The sequence below is a fragment of the Streptomyces sp. NPDC058231 genome (genome assembly GCF_042882275.1).
GTDB lineage: Bacteria > Actinomycetota > Actinomycetes > Streptomycetales > Streptomycetaceae > Streptomyces.
Genome location: NZ_JBHVWN010000177.1, coordinates 1 through 1,352, shown reverse-complemented (window position 1 = coordinate 1,352; position 1,352 = coordinate 1). Strand labels below are relative to the sequence as shown.

The following is a 1,352-nucleotide window of genomic DNA, read 5'->3' as shown; positions in this document are numbered from 1 at the left end:
GGCATGACCCTCCTTGCGTTTCGTTATTCGAAACACTAGCGTCCATCCCGTGTTTCTAATTTAGAAGCAACCTCAACGGGAGCGCCGGTGTCGCGAATAGCCTTGCTGGAACCGCCGTACGCCGACCAGGCTACTCGCGCGCACGATGCCCGGGGACGTGCACGGGCGAAGGCGGTCCCGGCCACCCGTACGAGAGCCGCCGCCCTCTCCGCGCTGGGCGAGGCCCGCGCCGCGGCCGACACTCACACGCTCGTCGGCGCCGCGGAGATAACGACCCCCGCGGCCGTGCGCGCCGCCGCCCGCCAGGTCCTCGCCAAGGCCGGGCTCACCCCCGACTACCTGGCCCTGATCGATCCCTCCGACTTCACCGAGGCCCCCGACGACCACACCGGCGAGGCGATCCTCGCGGTGGCCGCCAGGATCGGCACCACCCGTCTCATCGACAACATCCCGCTCACCTTCGGGGGCACCCAATGACCGCGTCCACAACAGGAACCGGAACAGGAACCGCGACCGGCATACGCCTGCACGCACCGGCCCCGGGCTGGTCGATCGACGCGGACGTCGTGGTCGTCGGCTCCGGCGTGGCAGGCCTCACCGCCGCCCTCCGCTGTACGGCAGCCGGCCTGCGCACCATCGTCGTCACCAAGGCCCGCCTGGACGACGGCTCCACCCGCTGGGCCCAGGGCGGCATCGCAGCCGCGCTCGGCGAGGGCGACACCCCTCAGCAGCACCTGGACGACACGCTGGTCGCGGGGGCCGGACTCTGCGACGAGAGCGCGGTCCGTGCCCTGGTCACCGAGGGTCCCGACGCGGTACGCCGCCTCACCACCACCGGTGCCCACTTCGACACCTCGCCCGAGGGCGACCTCCAGCTCACCCGCGAGGGCGGCCACCACCGCCGCCGCATCGCCCACGCGGGCGGCGACGCCACGGGCGCGGAGATCTCCCGCGCACTGGTCGAGGCGGTCCGCTCGGCGGCCCTCCGTACGATCGAGAACGCCCTGGTCCTGGACCTGTTGACGGACTCAGAAGGCCGTACGGCAGGCGTCACCCTGCACGTCATGGGCGCGGGCCAGCACGACGGAGTCGGCGCGGTCCGCGCCCCGGCCGTCGTCCTCGCGACCGGCGGCATGGGCCAGGTCTACTCCGCGACCAGCAACCCGTCCGTGTCCACGGGCGACGGCGTCGCGCTCGCCCTGCGCGCGGGCGCCGAGGTCTCCGACCTGGAGTTCGTACAGTTCCACCCCACCGTGCTCTTCCTCGGCGCGGACGCGGAGGGCCAGCAGCCGCTGGTCTCCGAAGCGGTCCGGGGCGAGGGCGCGCACCTCGTGGACGCCGACGGCGTGCGC

Annotated in this window: 1 protein-coding gene and 1 pseudogene; both read left to right on the top strand. The window is 72.9% G+C overall.

Annotation, left to right across the window (positions count from 1 at the left end; all coding sequences use genetic code 11):
• Positions 1-96: 96 nt before the first annotated feature.
• Positions 97-477, top strand: a pseudogene (locus tag ACFVXE_RS39115) (pantoate--beta-alanine ligase); the annotation flags it as partial.
• The coding region (locus ACFVXE_RS39110; RefSeq protein WP_389678570.1) for an FAD-dependent oxidoreductase at positions 474-1,352 on the top strand (879 nt) is incomplete at its 3' end. The pseudogene ACFVXE_RS39115 and the gene ACFVXE_RS39110, both read left to right, overlap by 4 nt.